17 protein-coding genes are annotated in these 16,367 nt (G+C 61.4%); 14 read left to right on the top strand and 3 right to left on the bottom strand.

Annotated elements, in window-relative coordinates; all coding sequences use genetic code 11:
* Positions 1-12 precede the first annotated feature (12 nt).
* The 3 genes from J5274_RS10185 to J5274_RS10175 all read right to left on the bottom strand — a co-directional run bounded on the left by J5274_RS10185 (position 13) and on the right by J5274_RS10175 (position 3,189).
* The gene (locus J5274_RS10185) at positions 13-1,065 is read right to left on the bottom strand and encodes an HlyD family secretion protein (protein ID WP_142829702.1); all 1,053 of its coding nucleotides are present in this window, start codon (positions 1,063-1,065) and stop codon (positions 13-15) included.
* Positions 1,066-1,078: 13 nt separating this feature from the next.
* Positions 1,079-2,668: an MFS transporter gene (locus tag J5274_RS10180; protein WP_219274951.1), complete on the bottom strand. Its 1,590-nt coding sequence runs from the start codon at positions 2,666-2,668 to the stop codon at positions 1,079-1,081.
* A 68-nt stretch (positions 2,669-2,736) separates the two neighbouring features.
* Positions 2,737-3,189, bottom strand: a complete 453-nt coding sequence (locus J5274_RS10175) for a MarR family winged helix-turn-helix transcriptional regulator (protein WP_111220444.1) — start codon at positions 3,187-3,189, stop codon at positions 2,737-2,739.
* A gap of 317 nt (positions 3,190-3,506) precedes the next feature.
* Between J5274_RS10175 and J5274_RS10170 the strand changes: the two genes are divergently transcribed.
* From J5274_RS10170 to pip, 14 genes are all read left to right on the top strand, one after another.
* Complete coding sequence (locus tag J5274_RS10170) at positions 3,507-5,003, top strand: replicative DNA helicase (RefSeq protein WP_111220789.1); 1,497 nt, start codon at positions 3,507-3,509, stop codon at positions 5,001-5,003.
* Positions 5,004-5,108: 105 nt separating this feature from the next.
* Positions 5,109-6,275 carry an alanine racemase gene (alr, locus tag J5274_RS10165; protein ID WP_142829704.1) on the top strand — a complete coding sequence of 389 codons (1,167 nt, stop codon included), beginning with the start codon at positions 5,109-5,111 and terminating at the stop codon, positions 6,273-6,275.
* Positions 6,276-6,323: 48 nt separating this feature from the next.
* Entirely contained in the window at positions 6,324-6,599 is a 276-nt protein-coding gene (locus tag J5274_RS10160) for a type II toxin-antitoxin system ParD family antitoxin (protein WP_224128269.1), read from the top strand.
* Entirely contained in the window at positions 6,547-6,906 is a 360-nt protein-coding gene (locus tag J5274_RS10155) for a type II toxin-antitoxin system RelE/ParE family toxin (RefSeq protein WP_307877638.1), read from the top strand. The genes J5274_RS10160 and J5274_RS10155 overlap by 53 nt, the downstream gene beginning before the upstream one ends.
* Positions 6,906-8,309 carry a DNA repair protein RadA gene (gene radA / locus J5274_RS10150; protein WP_142829709.1) on the top strand — a complete coding sequence of 468 codons (1,404 nt, stop codon included), beginning with the start codon at positions 6,906-6,908 and terminating at the stop codon, positions 8,307-8,309. Before J5274_RS10155 ends, radA begins: the two co-directional genes overlap by 1 nt.
* An 85-nt stretch (positions 8,310-8,394) precedes the next feature.
* Positions 8,395-9,036, top strand: coding sequence for a CvpA family protein (locus tag J5274_RS10145; RefSeq protein WP_142829711.1), 642 nt, complete (start codon positions 8,395-8,397; stop codon positions 9,034-9,036).
* A gap of 157 nt (positions 9,037-9,193) precedes the next feature.
* Positions 9,194-10,690 carry an amidophosphoribosyltransferase gene (gene purF, locus J5274_RS10140; RefSeq protein ID WP_142829713.1) on the top strand — a complete coding sequence of 499 codons (1,497 nt, stop codon included), beginning with the start codon at positions 9,194-9,196 and terminating at the stop codon, positions 10,688-10,690.
* 87 nt (positions 10,691-10,777) lie between these two features.
* Positions 10,778-11,518: an SDR family NAD(P)-dependent oxidoreductase gene (locus J5274_RS10135; RefSeq protein WP_142829715.1), complete on the top strand. Its 741-nt coding sequence runs from the start codon at positions 10,778-10,780 to the stop codon at positions 11,516-11,518.
* 103 nt (positions 11,519-11,621) lie between these two features.
* On the top strand, positions 11,622-11,846 hold the full coding sequence (locus J5274_RS10130; RefSeq protein WP_142829716.1) for a DUF2188 domain-containing protein: 225 nt from the start codon (positions 11,622-11,624) through the stop codon (positions 11,844-11,846).
* A complete protein-coding gene (locus tag J5274_RS10125) occupies positions 11,815-12,468 on the top strand; it encodes a hypothetical protein (RefSeq protein ID WP_142829718.1) in 654 nt (217 codons plus the stop codon). Before J5274_RS10130 ends, J5274_RS10125 begins: the two co-directional genes overlap by 32 nt.
* A gap of 231 nt (positions 12,469-12,699) precedes the next feature.
* Positions 12,700-14,142: a cysteine--tRNA ligase gene (cysS, locus tag J5274_RS10120; protein ID WP_142829720.1), complete on the top strand. Its 1,443-nt coding sequence runs from the start codon at positions 12,700-12,702 to the stop codon at positions 14,140-14,142.
* A 307-nt stretch (positions 14,143-14,449) separates the two neighbouring features.
* Positions 14,450-14,935, top strand: coding sequence for a GFA family protein (locus J5274_RS10115; RefSeq protein WP_142829722.1), 486 nt, complete (start codon positions 14,450-14,452; stop codon positions 14,933-14,935).
* Positions 14,928-15,404 (top strand): GFA family protein, encoded by a 477-nt coding sequence (locus J5274_RS10110; protein WP_142829724.1) that lies wholly within the window; start codon positions 14,928-14,930, stop codon positions 15,402-15,404. The genes J5274_RS10115 and J5274_RS10110 overlap by 8 nt, the downstream gene beginning before the upstream one ends.
* Entirely contained in the window at positions 15,401-16,366 is a 966-nt protein-coding gene (gene pip / locus J5274_RS10105) for a prolyl aminopeptidase (RefSeq protein WP_142829726.1), read from the top strand. Before J5274_RS10110 ends, pip begins: the two co-directional genes overlap by 4 nt.
* Position 16,367 lies beyond the last annotated feature (1 nt).

The raw sequence follows: 16,367 nt of genomic DNA, 5'->3' as shown, positions 1-16,367 counted from the left end.
GTGGCCTCAGGCCTACTTCGCCTCCGGCTTCGAAGCCTTGTCTATGGAGACGACGACGGAGAGGCCGGGGGCTAGATTGGCGGCTTCCGGCTGGCCGGGGTCTATCGTCACGCGGACGCCGACGCGCTGGGCTACCTTGGTGAAATTGCCGGTGGCGTTGTCGGGCTTGATCACTGCGAACTCGGAACCGGCAGCCGGCGAGAAACTCTGGATGTGGCCATTCAGCCGGCGGTGACCGAAGGCGTCGACGGAGATCGCTACGGGCTGGCCGACCTGCATGCCGTCGAGCTGCGTTTCCTTGAAATTGGCGATGACCCAGGTGTCTTCGGGCACGAGCGCCAGCAATTGCGTGCCGGCCGTGACATATTGGCCCAACCGGACGCCAATTTCACCGAGCCTGCCCGACCTCGGGGCAATGATGGTGGCATTCTGCAGGTCGATGGACGCCTGCTGCATCGCCGCCTCGGCGCCGGCAACGCCTGCTTCGAGCGAGGCGCGGTTGACGATGATCGTCGTCAGGTTCTGCCGCGAGACCTCGACGGCTGCCAGCGCCTGGTTGACGGCAGCCTTTGCCTGCTCGAGCGTCGCTTGCGCAGTCTCGGCATCGCTGGTGGTCGATACGCCTTTCTGGACGAGCGTCTCAATGCGTTCCCAGGCCAGTTGAGCCCGCGTCAGCCCGGCCTGCACGCTATCGACAGCCGCCTGGCTCGAGGCAATCTCGGCGCGGGCCACCAGCTCCTGCTGGCGGGAATTGGCAAGACCCGCCTTCTGGCCGTCGCGGTTGGCACGCGCCTGGGCGAGTTTCTGCTGGTATATGCGGTCGTCGATCTTGGCCAGTACCTCGCCCTGCTTGACGCTCTCGTAGTCCTTGACGCGAACGTCCGTGACGTAGCCGCTGACTTGCGGGCTGATGACCGTGACGTAGCCCTTGACGTAAGCGTCGTCTGTCGTCTCCACAGATGTCCTGAAGGGTGGCAGATGCCAGGCATAGAGCACCAGCATTATACCGCCGATGCCGGCGAGGACGGCAACCACTTCGATGGGAGATCGGACAAGCCTGGACATGGTGCAGCGTTCCTCAGGTCGCGGATGCGGTGGCCGGCGCATCGGCCGGTTTGGTGCGGATGACGGCCATCAGCCGATTTGCAATCAATACGACAAATGCCAAGGCTGCGATCACCCCGGCCACGAAGAAGGCATCGCCGAAGGCAAGGCTGTAGGCCTCGCGCGTGACCTGTGCGCCAAGCAGCGTCAGCCCCTCGCCGTTCAACAGGCGCGAATCGGTAATCACGTTGCCATAGGAGGCCGAAAGCTGCGCTGCCCGCTGGGCGACGATCGGATCGGTGAGCAGGACGTGCTCGACCAGGACGCTGGAGTGGAATTTTTCGCGGATGGTGATGAGGGTGCCATAGAAGGCCGTCCCCATCAACGAGCCAATGCTCTGAGTAAACAGGAAAATCACAAAGAAGGTCACCAGGTAAAACGGTCCCTTGGAAAGCGCGGCGCGGAAACCGGGCGACAGTGCCGGCGGCAGGAACAGCGTGATTCCGGCCGACATCAGCGCCTGGCTCAGATACATCTGCTCGGGGCGCGTCAGGCTTGTCACCTGGCTGTCCATGAAGGCGGCTGCGATCATCATCGGCAGCGCGATCATCTGGATCTGCCAAGTGTAGCCGACATTCATCAGGGCTGCGCAGGTCAGCCCGCCGACGAGCGAAAACACCAGGATGATGGTGTAGAGCATCTGCAGCTGATCGTAGAGCAGGCCGATATTCTGGTAGTAGATCAGCAGGATCGAGTTCTGCTCGGCAGCGATCATGCGGAAGACGAGCAGCACGATGGTCAGGCGCACGTTCGGCCACGTCAGAAGCCAGCGGATATCGATGAGCGGCGTCGTTCGGTCGAGATCGATCACCACCGCCACCGTCAGCGTCGCGATGCTGACTGCGAGGACAACGCCGAGCCATGGCACCTCCAGCCACCAGTAAAGCCGGCCGACGGACAGAACGACGGCGAGACAGCCAAAACCGATGGCGACCAGGAGATAGACGACGATATCGCCGAAGTTGATGATCTTGACCCGCGGCGGGGCAGTCAGCGGCAGGAGATAGATGATCGGCATCACCAAAAGGGCCAGGCCCATTTCCAGCGTGTAGAGACCCCGCCACTCACCGAAATCGAGGAGTGTGGGCGACACCAGCCGCGTGATCGGTGCTGCCAGCGTCGTATTCATCATCGCCAGGCTGAGCCCGACGGTCAGTTTCTTGGCCGGTGGGAAGGCCTCGAGCATGTAGAGGAAGCCCAGCGTCGACAATGGCGCTGCAGCAATGCCGCTGAGAAAACGAACGATGACTGCCGATTGGAGATCCGAGACGAACAGATTGAGCAGCGAGGCGACGACGAAGCCGATGATGCTGATCTCGGCGAAATTGCGCACGCCGTACTGCATGCGGATCTTGACCAGAAAGATCGCCAGGCTGACATTCGGCGCCATGTAGGCAGCCGACAGCCAGGCGGATTCCGTTGTCGTCGCGGCAATGGTGCCCTGGATCTGGGTAAGGTTGGCAAGCGCGAGGTTCATCCCCAGCCCCTGCGTCAGAAAGAACATCACCGAGGACAGCATGTAGCCGAGTGCCTTCCATCCCGGCATCGCCGGTGGATCAGCCATTGCAGGCGCCGGTGCCGGGGTGCCGGCAGCGCCCCCTGCAGCCTCTCCGTCGGTGGCGTCAACGGCGCTCAAGCTACCTCGTCTTTGCCGATGTTCGGCAGATTTGCCGCCATAGTGCGGATCACCTTGAGCGCGGTCGCCCGATCTGCGTCGGATATGCCCTCGAGGATATCGGCGCGGACCCGCGCTGCCAGCGCGTCGATCTCGATTGCGATGACCTTTCCGGCCTCGGTGGTATGAATCTGCTTGGCGCGGCGGTCGGTCTCGACGGCGCGACGCTCGATAAACTTCTGGCCTTCCATCGCGTCGAGAATGCGCACCAGCGTCGGCGTTTCGAGCTCCAGAAGCTCGGCCAATTCACGCTGGTTGATGCCGTCCTTCTTGGCCAGCGCAAAAAACACGCGGGCACGGGCAAGCGTCATGCCGCGCTTGCGAACAAGAGCATCGAAGCCCGCCCGCAACTTTCTGTTGAAAGCCGAAAGCTCATCGAAGAATTCACGGCTCGTCGCTTTGTCGGGCATGTTTCACGCTTTTCTTGCTCTGAAGGCTGTCAGATTACCGGCTTCTATCATCTTTTCAAGCGACGGCTGTCTCGCGTTCAGAGACAGGCAACACTCAAACAGTCTAATTTGCCTTCCGGCACGGGTGAGTCGGGCCCTCCATGCGGAGCAAGCGGCAAATGCAAAGATTGCACGCTTTTTTGTGGCCCTGTGGACAACGGGCATAGGGCGGACGAATCACCCATGCCGGGTGCATTATCGGCCGAACGGCCTTGACGCCCAGGGCCGCAGGGTCGAACACCACCGCGAAGTGAAGGTAGGAGATCGAGATGGATGTGATGAACGACGCAGGTCGCAAGAGCGCAGCACTTGCTCCCGCCGAACAGCATTACCGTGAAGCCCCGAACAACATCGAGGCGGAGCAGGCGCTGCTGGGCGCAATTCTCGTCAACAACGACGCCTATTACCGCGTTTCGGACTTCCTGAAGCCCGTGCATCTCTATGAGCCGCTTCATCGAAGGATTTTCGAGGTTGCCGGCGACATCATCCGCATGGGCAAGATCGCCAACCCGGTGACCATCAAGACCTTCCTGAAGGCCGACGAGAAAGTCGGCGACATGACGGTGGCGCAGTATCTGGCGCGCCTTGCTGCCGAGGCCGTGTCGATCATCAATGCCGAAGACTACGGTCGAGCCATCTACGACCTCGCCCTGCGTCGGGCGCTGATCACAATCGGCGAGGACGTGGTCAACATCGCCTATGACGCACCGCTGGACATGCCGCCGCAAAGCCAGATCGAGGACACCGAGCGCCGGCTGTTCGAACTCGCTGAAAACGGTCGCTACGACGGCGGCTTCCAGGCCTTCAACGATGCCGTCGCCATGGCAATCGACATGGCTGCCGTCGCCAAGGAGCGCGATGGCGGGCTTTCGGGCATCTCTACCGGTATCCATTCGCTCGACAGCAAGATGGGCGGACTGCAGCGCTCGGACTTGATCGTGCTGGCCGGACGCCCCGGCATGGGCAAGACGTCGCTCGCCACCAACATCGCCTATAACATCGCCGCCGCTTACGAGGGCGAAGTGCAGGCAGACGGCTCGACCAAGGCGAAGAACGGCGGCGTCGTAGGCTTCTATTCGCTGGAAATGTCGTCCGAACAGCTGGCGACCCGCATCATCTCGGAGCAGACGGAAGTGTCCTCGTCAAAAATCCGACGCGGCGATATCAACGATGCCGATTTCGAAAAGCTCGTCGCCTGCTCGATGATGATGCAGAAGGTGCCTCTTTTCATCGACCAGACCGGTGGTATCTCGATTGCCCAGCTCGCCGCCCGCGCCCGCCGCCTGAAGCGCCAGCGGGGCCTCGACGTGCTCGTCATCGACTATATCCAGCTGATGACCGGCTCGGGCAAATCGGGTGAGAACCGTGTGCAAGAAGTCACCCAGATCACCACCGGCCTGAAGGCGCTGGGCAAGGAACTGAATGTGCCGATCATTGCCCTGTCGCAGCTGTCGCGTCAGGTGGAAAATCGCGACGACAAGCGGCCGCAGCTTTCGGACTTGCGCGAATCGGGCTCGATCGAGCAGGACGCCGACGTCGTGCTGTTCGTCTACCGCGAGGAATACTACGTCAAGAACCAGGAGCCTCGCGATCCGGCCGACCCCAAGTACAACGAATGGGAACAGCTGTTCGAGAAGGTCAAGGGTACCGCCGACGTTATCATCTCGAAGCAGCGCCATGGACCGACCGGCACCGTAAAGCTCGCCTTCCAGGCCGAGTTCACGCGCTTCGCAGATCTCGCGGATTCGTCGTTCACGCCGTATGAAGAGCATTGATCCCAGGCTATCAGGGATTGGCAGCCGGGGCTGTCTTCATTTCAACCTGAATCGGCTCTATCATGGCCGGAGACACCACTCTCCGGCCAATTCTATTGAGGTTTCATGACCGACCTTTCCGAAGACTTCGACGACGAACTCGATGCCTTTGACGCCGCCGGCCTGCGGCTGACGGTCGATCTGGGGGCATTGGTCACCAACTGGCAGGACATGGCCCGGCGATCCGGCCGCGCCCGTACCGCCGCTGTCGTCAAGGCAGATGCCTATGGCCTCGGTATCGAGGAGGTCGGCGAAACCCTTTACATCGCCGGAGCCCGCGACTTTTTCGTCGCCACCGTCGAGGAAGGCGTGACGCTGCGGCTCTATGCGCCCGATGCCCGCATTTTCGTGCTTGCGGGTATCTGGCCGGGCATGCAGCGGCTGTTTTTTGAAAACGATCTGGTTCCAATCATATCGTCCGAGGAGCAACTAGCTTTCTGGATGGCCGTTGTGGCCGACTATGGCGAATATCCTTGCGCATTGCAGGTCGATACCGGCTTCAACCGGCTGGGCCTTACAGTCCCGGAGGCAATGGCGCTCGCCGACGACGTGTCCCGTCCCGCCAGCTTTTCGCCAGTACTGGTGGTCAGCCACCTTGCCTGCGGCGACGATCCGGCCTCGCCGATGAACCGGCAGCAGCTCGATTCATTCCGGCAAGTCAGCCGCGCCTTCGAAGGCATCGAATCGAGCCTGTCCGCCTCGGCCGGCATTTTTCTCGGCCCGGAATATCATTTCGACCTGACCCGCCCCGGTATCGCGCTCTATGGCGGCGAGGCTGTGCCGGGTGTGGCCAACCCCATGCGCCCGGTCGCCACTGCAGAAGCCCGGGTCCTGCAGGTGCGTCAAGTGAAGGCCGGCGAAGCCGTCAGCTATGGCCGCGCCATGCAACTGACCCGCGACAGCACATTGGTGGTGGTATGCGCCGGCTATGCGGACGGGTACATGCGCAGCCAGTCGAGCGGCGGCGTGCCGTTGCGCCAGACAGGGATCGCCGCCGGCCACGGCTTCATCGCCGGCTATCGCGTGCCCGTCGCCGGCCGCATCACCATGGACCTGACGATCTTCGACATCACCGACCTGCCGGACGGTCTCGTTCGGGCCGGCGACTATGTGGAACTGTTCGGCAGCAATATCCTTGTCGACGATGCCGCCCGTGCCGCCGGCACGATCGGCTACGAAATGCTCACCAGCATGGGCCTCCGCCACAAGCGGCGGTACCTGGTCGAGGAGTAGCATTCCAAGGGAGGCTGCGGTATAAAAGCAGAACATTGGGAGATGGCTATGGCGACCATTCGACTGGGCTCGAGAGAGCAGGCCTTCGTTGACGAGCAGGTAGAGACGGGCGCCTATCAGGATGCAGACGCTGTATTGCGCGAAGCGCTCGCGCTCCTGCGCAAACGTGACGAGAAAGTTGCGAGATTGCGGGGACTGATCCAGGAGGGCATCGATGACATCGAAAATGGCCGCGTTTACGAGTACGACACGGCTGAAGAACTTCTGAAAGATATCCAGCAAATGGCCGCGTCCCAGCAGTCCAAGCCGGAGACTGACCATTAAGCGACGCCGGCTTATCTGGTCCGGAACCGCCCGGGCCGATCTCATGGGCCAGTATCTCTATATCGCGGAGAGCAACTCTCCCGCAGCAAACAAATTCATTCTCGACATTGAGCGGAAGGCGCAGTCATTTGCGAGGCTTGGCCTGACCGGTGTTGGCCGCGACCATCTCAGACCCGGCCTCCGCAGCTTTTCCTATCGACAGAGAGTGTTTTACTTCGTTGTCAGTGATATTGCGCTCCGGGTGGTGCGCGTGATCCATGCACACGAGGACACCGCACCAGAAGATTTTACCGAAAGCATTCCCTGATGGCCAAGGCCAGAACTCAATTCATCTGCCAGAACTGCGGCACCATCCACAATCGCTGGGCCGGAAAATGCGAATCCTGTGGTGCGTGGAACACCATCGTCGAGGAAGACCCGATGGGCGGCATCGGTTCGGGTCCGGGCCGCGTGCCGAAGAAGGGCAGAGCGGTGACGCTGGTGGCACTGTCCGGCGAAATCGAGGAAGCACCGCGGATTTATACCGGCATTTCCGAACTCGACCGGGCGACGGGCGGCGGCTTTGTGCGTGGCTCGGCAGTGCTGGTCGGCGGAGATCCGGGCATCGGCAAGTCGACGCTGCTGATGCAGGCGGCAGCCGCGCTTGCCAGACGAGGCCACAAGATCGTCTACGTCTCGGGCGAAGAGGCGGTTGCCCAGATCCGGCTGCGGGCACAGCGGCTGAAGGCAGCCGATACAGACGTGATGCTGGCGGCCGAGACGAATGTCGAGGATATCCTGGCGACGCTCGCCGATGGCAAGCGACCGGATCTGGTCATCATCGATTCCATCCAGACCCTGTGGAGCGAGCTTGCCGAATCGGCGCCCGGCACCGTCACCCAAGTGCGCACCGGCGTGCAGGCGATGATCCGCTTTGCCAAGCAGACAGGTTCCGCCATGGTGCTGGTCGGCCATGTCACCAAGGATGGCCAGATCGCCGGGCCGCGGGTCGTCGAGCACATGGTCGATGCGGTGCTCTACTTCGAGGGCGACCGTGGCCATCACTACCGTATCCTGCGCACCGTCAAGAACCGCTTCGGCCCGACGGACGAGATCGGCGTTTTCGAGATGTCGGATATCGGGCTTCGTGAAGTCGCCAATCCGTCAGAGCTTTTTCTGGGTGAGCGCAACTCCAAATCGCCAGGTGCTGCCGTCTTTGCCGGCATGGAGGGAACGCGGCCGATCCTCGTCGAGGTACAGGCGCTGGTGGCGCCGACGTCGCTCGGAACAGCACGGCGCGCGGTCGTCGGCTGGGATTCGTCGCGGCTATCGATGATCCTTGCGGTGCTCGAGGCCCACTGCGGCGTGCGGCTTGGCAGCCACGATGTCTACCTGAACATCGCCGGCGGCTACCGGATTTCGGAGCCGGCGGCCGACCTTGCGGTGGCCTCTGCACTGGTTTCATCCCTTGCCGGTATTGCCCTTCCCGCCGATTGCGTCTATTTCGGCGAAGTCAGTCTTTCTGGCGCCGTGCGGCCCGTGGGCCATACGGCACAACGCCTGAAGGAAGCCGAGAAGCTGGGCTTTGCGCAAGCGCTCCTACCATCCGGCTCGGCTGAACTGCCGAAAGGCAGCGGCGGCCGCTGGAACGAGATCGACAGCCTGACCGACATGGTGGTCAGGGTCGCCGGATCGAAGGGCGCACTGCGGCCGACGGAAGACGAGGACTGAACCTTTTCGCTCTGGCGACGAGGCAAGACGCATTCAGGCAGACGATAGCCATGGCGCCCATGGCAAGTCTTGGAGTAAAGTATAGATGCCCATTACGATTTTCGACGGTATTGTTATCGGCGTCGTGCTGTTTTCCGCCGTTCTCGCCATGGTACGCGGCTTCTCCCGCGAAATTCTGTCGATCGTCAGCTGGGGCGGCTCGGCCGTTGCGGCCTACTATCTTTACCCGAAGCTGGTGCCATACGCCAAGCACTACACAGATGACGATCGTATCGCCATCGTTGGCTCGGCCGCAGTCGTCTTCCTCATCGCGCTGATCATCATCTCGTTCATCACTATGAAGATCGCCGATTTCATCATCGACAGCCGCATTGGCGCGCTCGACCGCACGCTCGGTTTCCTTTTCGGCGCCGCCCGTGGCGTGCTGCTGCTGGTCGTCGCCGTTGCCTTCTGGAACTGGCTCGTCGACGAGCCGCACCGCCCCGATTGGGTCAACAATGCCAAGTCCAAGCCTTTCCTCGATTCGATGGTGGTCAAGCTGGAGGCTGCATTGCCGGAGAAATTCGCGCAGATGATCCGGACCAACGTTATCGACAAGATCCAGCCGGAAAAGCAGCAGTTGAACGATGACGCGGCCGCACCGAGCGATGCAGCCCCATCGGACGACGCACCGGCTTCGCCAGCGGCACCGACGACGACACCTGCCGCTCCGGCGACGAACAATTGACGCTGCGTCACCAGGCTTGACCCGTTTGGCTGGCATCGCCATCTGATCGGCACCGACGACCCTATCCGGCCAGGCATATCGCCCGGCCGGATTTTCAGTTATTTTGGATCCCAGCCCCAGCGCTGCCCGAACCCCGTGAGAGCAAAGGCCTTCAGCCATGACCCTGTCACCATCCCCTGAAATCGATAACGACATCGACGGCGACACACTGCACGAAGAGTGCGGCGTGTTCGGCATCCTCGGACACTCGGACGCTGCGACCCTGACGGCGCTCGGCCTGCACGCCCTGCAGCACCGCGGCCAGGAAGCAGCCGGCATGGTCGTCTTCGATGGTCAGCGCTTTCATTCGGAGCGCCGCATGGGTCTGGTCGGGGACCACTATACGGATCCGGCAACCCTAGCCCGCCTGCCCGGCGACCGCGCCATCGGCCATGTCCGCTACTCGACCACGGGTGAGACGATCCTTCGCAACGTCCAGCCGCTGTTTGCCGAACTGGAAGTCGGCGGCATCGCTATTGCCCATAACGGCAACTTCACCAACGGTCTGACAATGCGCCGCATGCTGATTGCCGACGGCGCCATCTGCCAGTCGACGTCCGACACCGAAGTCGTGCTGCACTTGATCGCTCGTTCCAAGCATGCTTCCTCTTCCGACCGCTTCATCGATGCTATCCGCCAGATGGAAGGCGGCTACTCGATGCTGGCGATGACCCGTACCAAACTCATTGCCGCCCGCGATCCGATCGGCATCCGGCCGCTGGTGATGGGCGAACTCGATGGCAAGCCGATCTTCTGTTCGGAGACCTGCGCGCTCGACATCATCGGCGCGAAATATATCCGCGACGTCGAGAACGGCGAAGTCATCATCTGCGAGATCCAGAGCGACGGCTCTATCACCATCGATTCGCGCAAGGCCGATCAGCCCGAGCCCGAGCCCGAGCGGCTGTGCCTGTTCGAATATGTCTACTTCGCGCGCCCGGACTCTGTCGTCGGCGGCCGCAACGTCTACGTCGCCCGTCGCAACATGGGTATCAATCTGGCCAACGAAGCGCCGGTCGAGGCCGACCTCGTCGTTCCCGTGCCGGATGGCGGCACGCCGGCGGCAATCGGCTACGCGCAGGCGAGCGGCATACCGTTCGAGCTCGGGATCATCCGCAACCACTATGTCGGCCGGACCTTTATCGAGCCGACCCAGTCGATCCGCGCCTTCGGCGTCAAGCTGAAGCACTCCGCCAACCGTGCCATCCTCGAAGGCAAGCGCGTCGTGCTCGTCGACGATTCCATCGTCCGTGGCACGACATCTGTGAAGATCGTCCAGATGATCCGCGAGGCCGGCGCCAGCGAGGTGCACATTCGCGTTGCCAGCCCAATGATCTATTTCCCGGATTTCTATGGCATCGATACGCCTGACGCCGACAAGCTGCTGGCCAACCAGTATGAGAACCTCGAAGCCATGTGTGCCTTCATTGGCGCCGACAGCCTCGCCTTCCTGTCCATCGATGGCCTCTACCGGGCTGTCGGCGGTGAGCCGCGCGATCCCGTTGCACCCCAGTTCACCGACCACTATTTCACCGGCGACTATCCGACCCGGTTGCTCGATCGGGAAAGCATCAACAATGTCCGCAAGCTATCGGTGCTTGCCGGCAACGGCTGAGGCCGAGAGCCGCGCTTGATGGACTGACCGATAGTCTGTTATGGGGCATATTATCGCCCCATAAAATTGCGAACGGAACTCGGTATCATGAGCGTCAACCTGCAGGACAAGATTGCCCTGGTCACCGGCGCCTCGCGCGGCATCGGATATTTCACCGCTCTGGAGCTGGCAAAGGCCGGCGCGCATGTGATCGCCTGCGCCCGCACCGTCGGCGGACTGGAAGAACTGGACGACGCGATCAAGGCTGTCGGTGGACGTTCAACGCTGGTGCCCTTCGACCTTGCCGACATGGATGCCATCGACCGGCTCGGCGGCTCGATCTTCGAGCGCTGGGGCAAGCTCGATATCCTCGTTGCCAATGCCGGTGTGCTCGGGACAATTTCGCCGATCGGCCATGTCGAGGCGAAGGTCTTCGAGAAGGTCATGACGATCAACGTCACCGCGACGTGGCGGCTGATCCGCTCCGTCGAACCGCTGCTGGTGCGCTCAGACGCCGGTCGCGCCGTCATCCTGTCGTCTTCCGCAGCCCATAAATGCCGGCCCTTCTGGGGCCCCTACTCCGCCTCCAAGGCGGCCGTCGAAGCCCTGGCCCGCACATGGGCCGGGGAAACACAAGGCACACCGCTGCGCATCACCAGCCTCGACCCGGGCGCCACCCGCACTGCCATGCGGGCACTGGCGATGCCCGGAGAAGACCCCGAGACCGTGCAGCATCCCCGCGATGTAGCCGAGGTCATCATGGGGCTGGTCGGCCCCGATGTAACGGAGACGGGCAAGCTGTTCGTGGTGCGGGAGAACAGGCTGGTGGATTACCGGTTGCCGGAATAGGTGGCCGCGAGCGGGGTTGCATGCTAACATTGCATTGCCGGGTATAAAGCGACATCGCTTTCACTGGCCCGACGTGGTCGACCACGGAATTGAGGATCGTGCGATGACAAGCAGAGCCCAGCATGTTGTGCCCCAAGCGGGAAAGTGGAGCGTCAGAAAGGCGGGCTCGGCGCGTTCTACAAGTGTCCACGCCACTCAAGATGAAGCTATCAAGGCCGCGACCGCAATCGCTCGAAACTACGGAACCGAACTTTACATTCACGGCGAAGACGGACGAATTCGCGAGCGGAACTCGTTTGGCGAAAACCACGCTCAATCGAAACGTTAGAATGGCGCAACCTCCGTTCGAACGCTCGGTTTTTATCAATTGTCCGTTTGACGAAGCCTTTGCGCCGATCCTCCAAGCCATTGCATTCTGCGTGGTTTTTCTCGGATTCTTTCCTCGATTGGCCCCAGAAAACCGTGACAACGCGGCAAGCCGCCTCGAAAAGATCGTTGAACTTATCAAGGGTTCCAAGTACGGAATCCATGATCTGAGCCGTTGCCAGGCTACCTCTATCGGGCAATACTCTCGCATGAATATGCCGTTCGAACTCGGAATGGATCATGCCTGCAAGCGGTTCGGAAATTCCCTGTTGTCGGAAAAGGTCATTTTGATCCTCGAACAGGAGCGCTTCGACTATCAAAAGTCGCTGTCCGACATCGCAGGCTGGGACATCCAAGCACACCAGGGCGACTTCGCAAAAGCCGTCAGGCATGCTCGAACGTGGCTCGTCGCTCAACCCTCAACGGCAAGGGTAAGCCCCTCCAAGATACTCGGCGAATATCTGGCTTTTCAGGAATGGTATTGGAAACGCGAACTCGCAGCCGGGTCGTCCGAGGAGGATATCAGGGAGTATCCGACTGTCGAAGTAATCGAGGCCATGCATGAGTGGAAGCGTCAGGCATGAGGCAATAAATCGCAAGACTACATCCGCGATGCCTCCGCTGCTCTTGACCAAAATCCCGTGTCGCGCCATAAAGCCAGCCATGAAAACAGCTATTTGCAGCATCTGCCGGAAAATTATTCGCTAGCGCACCGCTGGCCTGGCCGTTTTCGTCTCCCCATTGCGCAAAGATGAGAAACGCCCGGTCCGCCGGCCGCGACGATTTTTTTCGATCGTGCATCTGGGAGAGTGGACATGGGCGGGACGCCTGAGCTGAAATTTTACAATACCCTGACGCGCGAAAAGAGCGTGTTTGTGCCGATCGATGCCAGCAATGTGCGTCTCTATGTCTGCGGCCCGACGGTCTACGATTTCGCCCATATCGGCAACGCCCGCCCGGCTATCGTCTTCGACGTGCTGTTCCGGCTGCTCCGGCAGGTCTATGGGCCGGAGAACGTCACCTATGTGCGCAACATCACTGATGTCGACGACAAGATCAACGCCCGCGCCCTTCGCGACTATCCAGGCATGGAGCTCAATGCTGCCATCCGGCTGGTCACGGAAAAGACCGACAACCAGTACCAGAAGGATGTGATGGCGCTCGGCTGCCTCGAGCCGACCGTGCAGCCGCGCGCCACTGACAACATCGGTCAGATGATTTCGATCATCGAGGCGCTGGTGGAGAAAGGCCATGCCTATGCGGCGGCGGGCGAGGTGCTGTTCGACACGAAGTCGATGGCGGATTACGGCCAGCTGTCGAAGCGAAATCTCGACGAGCAGCAGGCCGGCGCCCGGGTCGCAGTCGATGTTCACAAGAAGAACCCCGGCGACTTCGTGCTGTGGAAACTGTCCGATGCCGACGAACCCGGCTGGGACAGCCCCTGGGGCCGTGGCCGGCCGGGCTGGCATATCGAATGCTCGGCGATGAGCCGCCGGTACCTCGGCGACGTCTTCGACATCCACGGCGGCGGCCTCGACCTGATCTTTCCGCACCATGAGAACGAGATCGCTCAGTCGCGCTGCGCCCACGGTACGTCCGTGATGGCCAATGTCTGGATGCACAACGGCTTCCTGCAGGTCGAAGGCCGCAAGATGTCGAAATCCGACGGCAACTTCGTCACCATCGCCGAGCTACTGGAAACAGACAAGCTCGGCGGACGGACATGGCAGGGCGAAGTTCTGCGGCTGGCGATGCTGATGACGCATTACCGCGAGCCGATCGACTTTTCGGTGAAGCGGCTGGAGGAAGCGGAGCACATGCTCTTTACGTGGGGAAAGACCGTTGGCAACTCGACAGCTGGCAGGCCAAGTCAGAGGTTTATCGCCGCATGGGCGAGAGACCTTGATAGTTCTGGCGCGATTGCGGAACTCCACTCGTTAAGAAAAAGTAGTCCGGCTGCCCTTCGAGCCTCCTTAGAATGGCTGGGCATCGACATCACCGCCTTTTTTGCCCAATTCCGAACTCGCAGCAGCAGTCTAATCTTTGACAACCCAAAGGTTTCTTCCCAGCATAGTTCAACAAATCTGACGGCGGCGATCAATGCGCTGGTGCAGATGCGCCTCGAACTGCTGAAGGCAAAGAATTTCGCCGATGCCGACAAGGTTCGCGACGAGCTCTCTGCCAAGGGTGTGCAGCTGAAGGACGGCAAGGACGCCGCGACAGGCGAGCGGGTGACCACTTGGGAGATCAAGCGGTGATACCTGCAGCTGCCGCGGCATACCCCCCTCTGTCACCTTCGGTGACATCTCCCCCACAAGGGGGGAGATTGGTTGGGTGCGGCGACGACGTTGTCTTTTCATTCCGCTCTCTTGATCTGAAAGAGAAGCTGCTGAAAACTCCCAGGATAGCTGGAGCGCAAGACCGTGCCGCCAGCCAATCGCCCCCCTTGTGGGGGAGATGTCACGCAGTGACAGAGGGGGGCAACGTGCCGCATACGCCCATCCCTCCAAAAATGCGCACCTCAGACGCCTTGTGCCCCACCGCTCTCTCAACGGGAGGCACGCCATGACCAACGTCACGCTTTCCGGCGGCTGCCAATGCGGTGCGGTGCGCTTCCGAGTCGAGGGATCGCTCGAGGACGTTTCGATCTGTCATTGTCGAATGTGCCAGAAGGCCTTCGGTGGCTATTACGCACCGCTGGTCTCCACTCGGAGCGCCGTACTGGAGTGGACACGTGGGACGCCGAAGCGCTTTCAGTCGTCCAATATCGTTGCTCGCGGATTTTGTGACGAATGCGGCACGCCGTTGACCTATGAAGCGCCCGATGGCATCGCTCTTGCCGCCGGCGCATTCGATAATCCTGCCGTTCTGCCACCCAAGCTGCAATATGGCACCGAGGCCAAGATTGCCTTCGTGGACCATCTTCAGGAGCTACCGGGGCACCCGACGGAGGAGGACATCGCTGCCCTGCCGTTCCTGGGGGACATCGTTTCCTACCAGCATCCCGATCACGATACGGCCACATGGCCAGCGGAGGCGAAGCATGACTGAGACCACCAGAAGCGGCGGCTGCCAATGCGGTGCGGTGCGGTTCAGGATTAGCGGCGCGCTCGGGCGACCGTCGATCTGTCATTGTCGCATGTGCCAGAAGCAGTTCGGTGGCCTGTTTTCGGCGCTGGTGACGGCACCTGAGGATGGTACCGAATGGACGCGGGGCGCGCCCAGCTATTTCCGGTCTTCGGTGAATATCGAACGCGGATTTTGCAGCGATTGCGGCACGCCGCTGACCTATCGTCATCCCGGCGGGCTGGAGATCGCCATCGGAGCCTTCGATGAGCGTGACGATCTGGCACCGCAGATCCAGGTGAACCATGACGCGCGCCTGCCCTGGGTGGAAACGATCTTCGCACAGCCGGTACATGCCGACCCCGATTTCTATGCCCGCCAGGAAGCGATCATCTCCTTCCAGCACCCCGACCACGACACAGATACCTGGCCCTCCAAAGGTTTGAACCTATGACCGAAGCCCTGCGCACCCTCTACCCCGAGATCGAACCCTACGCCTCCGGCCATCTCGATGTCGGCGACGGCCATGTCATCTACTGGGAACGGATCGGCACGCCGGGCGCCAAGCCGGCCGTCTTCCTGCACGGCGGCCCCGGCGGCACGATCTCGCCCAGCCATCGCCGCCTGTTCGATCCGGCGCTTTACGACGTGACGCTGTTCGACCAGCGCGGTTGCGGCAAGTCGACGCCGGCTGCCGATCTCAATGCCAATACCACCTGGCACCTGGTCGACGACATCGAGCGCCTGCGGCAGATGGCCGGGGCGGAGAAATGGCTGGTGTTCGGCGGCTCCTGGGGGTCGACGCTGGCACTCGCCTATGCGGAGAAGTTTCCGGAGCGCGTCAGCGAGCTGGTCGTGCGCGGCATCTATACGCTGACAAAGGCCGAGCTCGACTGGTACTACCAGTTCGGCGTCTCCGAAATGTTTCCCGACAAGTGGGAGCGTTTCGTCGCCCATATTCCGGCTGACGAGCGCCACGAGATGATGCTCGCCTATCACCGCCGCCTGACCCATGAGGACAGCCACGTGCGCCTCGCCGCCGCCAAGGCCTGGTCGATCTGGGAGGGGGAGACGATCACGCTGCTGCCGGAACCTTCCACCAGCACAGCGTTCGAGGGCGATGAATTCGCCTATGCCTTTGCGCGCATCGAGAACCATTTCTTTGTCAACGCCGGCTGGCTCGAGGAAGGCCAGCTGATCCGTGACGCGGTGCGCCTGAAGGACATTCCCGGCGTGATCGTGCACGGGCGCTATGACATGCCCTGCCCGGCAAAATATGCATGGAAGCTGCACAAGGCCTGGCCGAAGGCGGAGTTTCACCTGATCGAGGGGGCCGGACACGCCTATTCCGAACCCGGCATTCTCGACCAGCTGATCCGCGCGACTGACCGGTTTGCGGGTAAGATAGACAGCTGAC

It is taken from the genome of Rhizobium sp. L51/94, from assembly GCF_019355555.1.
Classification (GTDB): Bacteria; Pseudomonadota; Alphaproteobacteria; order Rhizobiales; family Rhizobiaceae; genus Rhizobium; species Rhizobium rhododendri.
The sequence above is the reverse complement of the archived record's forward strand: the minus strand, read 5'-3'. Positions and strand labels throughout refer to the sequence as shown.

Bases quoted from the DNA above. Each gene is read 5' to 3' on its own strand.
- J5274_RS10185 (WP_142829702.1), bottom strand. From the start codon at position 1,065: ATGTCCAGGCTTGTCCGATCTCCCATCGAAGTGGTTGCCGTCCTCGCC.
- J5274_RS10180 (WP_219274951.1), bottom strand. From the start codon at position 2,668: ATGGCTGATCCACCGGCGATGCCGGGATGGAAGGCACTCGGCTACATG.
- J5274_RS10175 (WP_111220444.1), bottom strand. From the start codon at position 3,189: ATGCCCGACAAAGCGACGAGCCGTGAATTCTTCGATGAGCTTTCGGCT.
- J5274_RS10170 (WP_111220789.1), top strand. From the start codon at position 3,507: ATGAACGACGCAGGTCGCAAGAGCGCAGCACTTGCTCCCGCCGAACAG.
- alr (WP_142829704.1), top strand. From the start codon at position 5,109: ATGACCGACCTTTCCGAAGACTTCGACGACGAACTCGATGCCTTTGAC.
- J5274_RS10160 (WP_224128269.1), top strand. From the start codon at position 6,324: ATGGCGACCATTCGACTGGGCTCGAGAGAGCAGGCCTTCGTTGACGAG.
- radA (WP_142829709.1), top strand. From the start codon at position 6,906: ATGGCCAAGGCCAGAACTCAATTCATCTGCCAGAACTGCGGCACCATC.
- J5274_RS10145 (WP_142829711.1), top strand. From the start codon at position 8,395: ATGCCCATTACGATTTTCGACGGTATTGTTATCGGCGTCGTGCTGTTT.
- purF (WP_142829713.1), top strand. From the start codon at position 9,194: ATGACCCTGTCACCATCCCCTGAAATCGATAACGACATCGACGGCGAC.
- J5274_RS10135 (WP_142829715.1), top strand. From the start codon at position 10,778: ATGAGCGTCAACCTGCAGGACAAGATTGCCCTGGTCACCGGCGCCTCG.
- J5274_RS10130 (WP_142829716.1), top strand. From the start codon at position 11,622: ATGACAAGCAGAGCCCAGCATGTTGTGCCCCAAGCGGGAAAGTGGAGC.
- cysS (WP_142829720.1), top strand. From the start codon at position 12,700: ATGGGCGGGACGCCTGAGCTGAAATTTTACAATACCCTGACGCGCGAA.
- J5274_RS10115 (WP_142829722.1), top strand. From the start codon at position 14,450: ATGACCAACGTCACGCTTTCCGGCGGCTGCCAATGCGGTGCGGTGCGC.
- J5274_RS10110 (WP_142829724.1), top strand. From the start codon at position 14,928: ATGACTGAGACCACCAGAAGCGGCGGCTGCCAATGCGGTGCGGTGCGG.
- pip (WP_142829726.1), top strand. From the start codon at position 15,401: ATGACCGAAGCCCTGCGCACCCTCTACCCCGAGATCGAACCCTACGCC.